Source organism: Frankia sp. CcWB3, assembly GCF_977927595.1.
Genome location: NZ_CDWRCK010000268.1, coordinates 1 through 5376, shown reverse-complemented (window position 1 = coordinate 5376; position 5376 = coordinate 1). Strand labels below are relative to the sequence as shown.

General features: G+C 70.5%; 5 protein-coding genes and 1 other RNA gene. 3 read left to right on the top strand and 3 right to left on the bottom strand.

Annotation, left to right across the window (positions count from 1 at the left end; translation table 11 throughout):
* Positions 1-132: 132 nt before the first annotated feature.
* From ACY5KJ_RS17155 to ACY5KJ_RS17145, 3 genes are all read right to left on the bottom strand, one after another.
* Entirely contained in the window at positions 133-2076 is a 1944-nt protein-coding gene (locus tag ACY5KJ_RS17155; protein WP_462189047.1) for a serine/threonine protein kinase, read from the bottom strand.
* Positions 2077-2372: 296 nt separating this feature from the next.
* On the bottom strand, positions 2373-2987 hold the full coding sequence (locus tag ACY5KJ_RS17150) for a PaaI family thioesterase (protein ID WP_462189042.1): 615 nt from the start codon (positions 2985-2987) through the stop codon (positions 2373-2375).
* Positions 2988-3049: 62 nt separating this feature from the next.
* Complete coding sequence (locus ACY5KJ_RS17145; RefSeq protein WP_462203840.1) at positions 3050-3592, bottom strand: lipopolysaccharide assembly protein LapA domain-containing protein; 543 nt, start codon at positions 3590-3592, stop codon at positions 3050-3052.
* A gap of 124 nt (positions 3593-3716) precedes the next feature.
* Here ACY5KJ_RS17145 and rnpB point away from each other — a divergent pair.
* The 3 genes from rnpB to ACY5KJ_RS17130 all read left to right on the top strand — a co-directional run bounded on the left by rnpB (position 3717) and on the right by ACY5KJ_RS17130 (position 4688).
* Positions 3717-4127: RNase P RNA component class A (gene rnpB, locus ACY5KJ_RS17140), an RNA gene on the top strand.
* A gap of 41 nt (positions 4128-4168) precedes the next feature.
* Complete coding sequence (locus ACY5KJ_RS17135) at positions 4169-4420, top strand: type II toxin-antitoxin system Phd/YefM family antitoxin (RefSeq protein ID WP_462189044.1); 252 nt, start codon at positions 4169-4171, stop codon at positions 4418-4420.
* Between the two features lies 1 nt (position 4421).
* The gene (locus ACY5KJ_RS17130; protein WP_462189046.1) at positions 4422-4688 is read left to right on the top strand and encodes a type II toxin-antitoxin system RelE family toxin; all 267 of its coding nucleotides are present in this window, start codon (positions 4422-4424) and stop codon (positions 4686-4688) included.
* The last annotated feature ends 688 nt before the right edge of the window (positions 4689-5376 follow it).

The window sequence follows — 5376 nt, the reverse complement described above, 5'->3', positions numbered from 1 at the left end:
CACCACCACGCCCCGACCACGCCGCCACGCACGACACACCAGAACGGCGAACAACATCCACACCCAGCTCCAACACCAACCACTCACCGCAAGATCACGAATCTACGTGAATGTTTACACACCACCGGTCCGTCAACGCGGAAGATCCCGGGCGTCGACGGCCCGCAGATTGATGTTCACGAATCCCTGGTGCATTCCGGGTACCAGGTCGACCCAGAAATAACCACGCAGCCGGTAGGAACCCTGCACGTAGCCGAAGGAAGCACCGCTGTGCGCCATCTCGGCAAGGCGGTACGTGCTCCCGAAGCACTCCTTCCCCGGCTCGAAGCCGGGCGGCTCCCCCGGCCCGAGCGCCCCGCACGCGTCGAAGAGGGTGAAGTTGGGCCGGTTGTCCCCCCCAAAGTCCGGTCCGGGGTAGAAGGCCCCTTCGTTACCCTCGGCGAGGGTGGAGATGTCGAGGAAGACGATCTGGGTGTCGTGGGCGGTGACGAAGCCGGTGAACGCCTTGGCCTGCATGAGCTGGCCGACCGTGCCCCGGAATCCGGGGATCGGCCGCCCCGACGACAGGCCGGCAGGAGGAACGATGACAGAGAGTGAGGGCGCGGGGAGCCCCGGTGGCCCAGGAGTACGTCCCGATCGGGCCGGGACGTCGTCACGCGACGACGGGGTGAGTGGCACGCCGTGCGGGCCGGGCCCCGGTTCCCCGGCCGTCGCCTGGGAACTGGCGGCCGTCCCGGGGGCCTGCGGACCGAGGTCGCCGGCGGCCTCGGAGGCGCTCAGGGCGGCCAGGCCCGCGAGTGTCGCGGCCAGGGCAGCCAGACCCGCGGTCCGGCGCGGGTGGCGCCGGGCACGGGCCCGCCGGCCGGACAGGGGCCGCTTCGCCCCGGCGGGAGCTGCCCCGGCGGAAGCGGCCGCATCATGATCACCGTCAGCCGGCCGGCCACCGGCCTGATCGTCATCCTCGCCGAGCGCGGACCCGCCGACCTGCCCGGACTCGCCGACCTGCCGAAGCTCGCCAGCCTGCCCGGGGTCCCCCGCCGGATCACCGGTCCCGCGTGGCGCCCGGCCCGCTGTCCCCGCACCGTTTGTCCCCGCACCGTCGCCCACTCGCACCCACGCGCCGGCGCTCTCCGGCGCATCGAGGCGGATCTGCGTCTTGGCGTCATGGGTATCCTCCTCCGCGACCGGCAGAAGGCTCCTCATGCGGGTCGTCACCGGTGGGGCGAGCCAGGCGTCCCGCAGTATCCGGCGTGTCTCGCGCTCCGGGTCGCCAGTAGACCCGATCAGCACGCGCAGCAACGCGTGGGCGCTCGGCCGGGCCATAGGCTCCTTGAGCAACGCCGCGCGGACCGCTGGGCGCAGGGCCAGCGGAACATCCCCGGTGTCGGCCTCGTCGTGGACCACCCGGTACAGCAGCGCGTCGGGCCGGCCGGTCCCGAAGGGGGGTCGCCCCGACGCGGCGAACAGTACCGTCAGGCCCCAGGCGAAGACGTCCGCCGGCGGGCCGATCTCGCCGCGTCCGGTGACCTGCTCCGGGGCCATGTAACCCGGGCTGCCCAGCAACACCCCCGTCCTGGTCGCGGCCGTCGCGTCGACCGCCGCCGCGATGCCGAAGTCGATCACTTTCGGGCCGTCCTCGCTGAGGATCACGTTGCCCGGTTTCAGGTCCCGATGGACGATGCCGGCGTCGTGGATGGCCTTCAGGGCCTCGGCGAGCCCGGTCGCCAGCGCCATGACGACCGGCATGGTCAGCGCGCCCCGGTCGGCGATCGCCTCGGCGAGGCTTTGGCCGTGGATGTGCTCGGTTGCCATCCACGGATCCTCGGCGTCGGGATCGGCATCGACCAGCCTCGCGGTGCAGGCACCGTCGACCGCCCGGGCGGCCGCGACCTCGCGACGGAACCGGCTGCGGAACTCGGGATCGGCCGTGAAGTCCGACCGGATCACCTTGAGGGCGACCGGCCCTCCGGTCTCGTCGTCGATGCCGAGGTAGACGACTCCCATACCACCGGAGCCGAGCCGCGCGGTGAGCGTGAACCGGGCGATCCGCTCCGGATCGCCAGAGCGCAGCGACATCGCCGGCACCGCACCCTCCTTTCCGTCGAGCTTTCCGCCGCGAGCCGACCGACAGCCGGCGAGGGTTGGCCGCCGGGGCCGACCGCCGCTCCGAACGTTCCGACGCAGTGGCCGAGGCAACGGTCGATGGAGCATCCCGACAGACCCGGAGGCCACGCCCACCGTGCCAGCTACATCTGTGACGGATCTGTGACGGAGATGCGACGGTCCGTGCGGTCGAATCACGGCGAGCAAACGAGTCCCGCCCGTGAGCGGATTCCGAGATTCCGAGATTCGAAGACCAGGAGATTCGAAGATCAGGAAATGGTCTGATGTTCGCGCAGCCGGATCAGGTCCGGATCCTGCTCGATCGCCTGGATGTCCTCGGCCCGGGCATGGGTGACAAAGTGCTCCAGGGGCACTTCGACGAACAGCCCTCGGGCCCGGACCGCGACCCGTCCGGTAGGGCTGTTCAATCGTCCCTCGCCACTAGCGTAGACCCGCCGGCCGAGCACGCCCTCGACCCGCGCCCTCAGGTGCAGGACGGTGCCCACGGGTACCGGCCGCAGGAAGTCCGTCTCCAGCCGGCCGGTCACCAGGCTGGTCCGGGTCAGATGCCCGAGCGCACCCAACGCCTCGTCGAGGGCGCAGCTGAGCAGGCCACCATGGGCGAGGCCCGGCGCTCCCTGATGATGCTCGGTCACCTCAAACGTCGCGCACAGCGCGAGGCCGGCATCGGCGTCGACCCGTAGGTGCAGTCCGTGGGCGGACTGGTCACCGCAGGCGAAGCACCGCACGTAGTGGGACGGCAGCACGGTGCCGGGCGCCGGTGCGTTCGCTGGGCGTGGCGGGAGTTGTGCTCCCGGTGGCAGATCTGTTCGCAACGGCGTCACGACCCGGACTGTACCGACGCGGTGGGATCCGCCTGGCATCTTGCCGACGTGCCTTCCACCAACCGGCTACCGGCCGACCCGCGGCCGAGGACTCCGCTCAGCTACCGGCGGCCGGCCGCGCGACGCAGGTGGCGCAACTCGCGGCGCAGCCTGATCTGAGGAATGACACCGATGAGTAGGCCGACGACGAGACCGGCGGCGGCCGAGGCGGCCAGTGCACCCGCGACCGACATCTGCCTGGTCGAACCGAACAGCCAGATGCTCACGCGCGCGTCGTTCTGCACGACGAAGACCACGACGGCGATCGCGATGAGCAGCACCAGCACGGTGATCGCATAGGTGGTGTAGGCAACCCCGCGACGCGACGGCCGGGCCCCGCCGGTGGGCGCACCCGGGACGCCGGGAGAATCCGGTCCGCCCGGGTGGGCCGGCTGGTGCGGAACGGGCGCCACGGCGCCCGGACCGGCCGGACCAACCGGACCGGCTGGACCAACCGGAACCTGGCCGGCAGGCGTTCCGGAAGGCGAGGCCGCGGGGGTCTGCCCGGCCGCCGCCGGCGCCGCGGGCGCGGGCGGAACGGCGGGCGGAGAGGCCGTACGCCTCGCGTTGCCGAACCCTCGGCCCGGCTGCTTCGGTCCCGTCATGATCGTCCTGTTCCTCGATCCGCCGCCATACCGCCCGATCGGCCGGCTCCGCGCACCGACAGCCCGATCAGCCCTACGCCCAGGAAGCGTAGACCGGGAAGCACTCTATACTGAAGGAAGCGGACGAGTTGGCCGGGCGACCGCGTCGGTGCCGGCTCGTCCGGCGTCGCCGAGGAAAGTCCGGGCTCCACAGGGCAGGGCGGTGGGTAACACCCACCCGGGGTGACCCGCGGGACAGTGCCACAGAAAACAGACCGCCGGTGCCGGTTCCGGCGCCGGTAAGGGTGAAACGGTGCGGTAAAAGCGCACCAGCGCCCAGGGTGACCTGGGCGGCTCGGTAAACCCCGCCCGGAGCAAGGTCAGAAGGCCCGTAGCCGCGAGGCCGCGGACCGCGCAGGCGTTCGAGGGCTGCCCGCCCGAGCCTGCGGGTGGACCGCTAGAGGCTGCCGGCAACGGCAGCCCGAGAGAGATGGTCGCCGCCGACGAGCCGTGAGGCTAGCCGGTACAGGACCCGGCTTACAGGCCACCTCGTCCGCCTCAGCGGCCCGACCACTCCCCGGTTTGTACAATCTGGGGATGAGCGAGATGCCGATCAGCGAGGCACGCGACCACCTCGGCGAGATCGTCTCCAAGGCGGAGCACGCCCATGAGCGGATCGTCCTGACCCGTCACGGCCGCGCGGTCGCGGCAGTGATCTCCATAGAAGATCTCCGTGAGCTGGAAGCGGCGGAGGACGAAGCGGATCTCGCCGTCGCCCGAGAGGCGCTGGCCGCCGAGGAGCCTCGCGTACCCCACGCCGACGTCCTCGCCGAGTTCGGCCTGAACTGACGTGGCGCACACCGTCGAGTGGACGACTGCGGCGCTGCGAGAGCTGCGCAAGCTCGACGCCTCCACCACTCGACGGATCCTGATCGCGGTAACACGACTCGCGGCGGAACCCCGCCCCTCGGGGGCCCGGGCCCTCACCGGCCAACCCAGCAGGATACTGCGGAACAGAGTTGGTGAATACCGGGTGATCTACCAGGTCGACCACACCCGCATTCTCGTCACGATCGTCCACGTCGCCCATCGGCGTGAGGTGTACCGGCACCTCTGACCCGAGCCGCTCGGCACCCCGGAGTCGGCACCCCCGGAGCAAGGTCCAAGGGCCCGTGGCCGTCACAAGTCGCGGACCGCGGAACCGTGCCTAGGGGACGTAATGAAGTAACAAATACGTGATCGAGAGCATCATCGCAGGTCACAGGCCTGTGGAGGGTTCGAAACGCGCAAGTTATTTCATTTCGACTCCCTAACCCTCCACAGTTCAGCTTCACCGAGGGTGGGGCCGCTGCTCGGCCGGGGTGGGGTGGTCTCGGCGCCGGCGAAGACGGTGATGGGCCGGCTGGTCGGGGACCGGCTGGTGGCGGTGGGCCGCGCGTTACCTTCCAAGGTGCTGTCGGCCGTTACGGCCGGGCTACCCATCGGGCCCTACCCCTCCCGTTGCGAGCCGCCCCCAGGCAGACAGCACCGCCCCGCCTGTGACTGGCGGACGGCAGATAGGGAACGCGCTCGTACAGGTCGTAGCAGGCGACCAGATGGATAGGGCCGCCGTTGGCATCGCGGAGTCGTTTGATGATGGTGGCCAGGGCGCTGGCCAAGCTGGGGCTTACAGGCCATCTCGTCCGCGTCCCTGTCTCGGCCGCCCGGCTTCACGTCCGGCAGCCGGGGCACAGCCGGCTGCTCAGACAAGAGGAGATACTTTACTGGATCTGTCGCTGATCTTGTGATTCTTCTGGCCCGCCGGT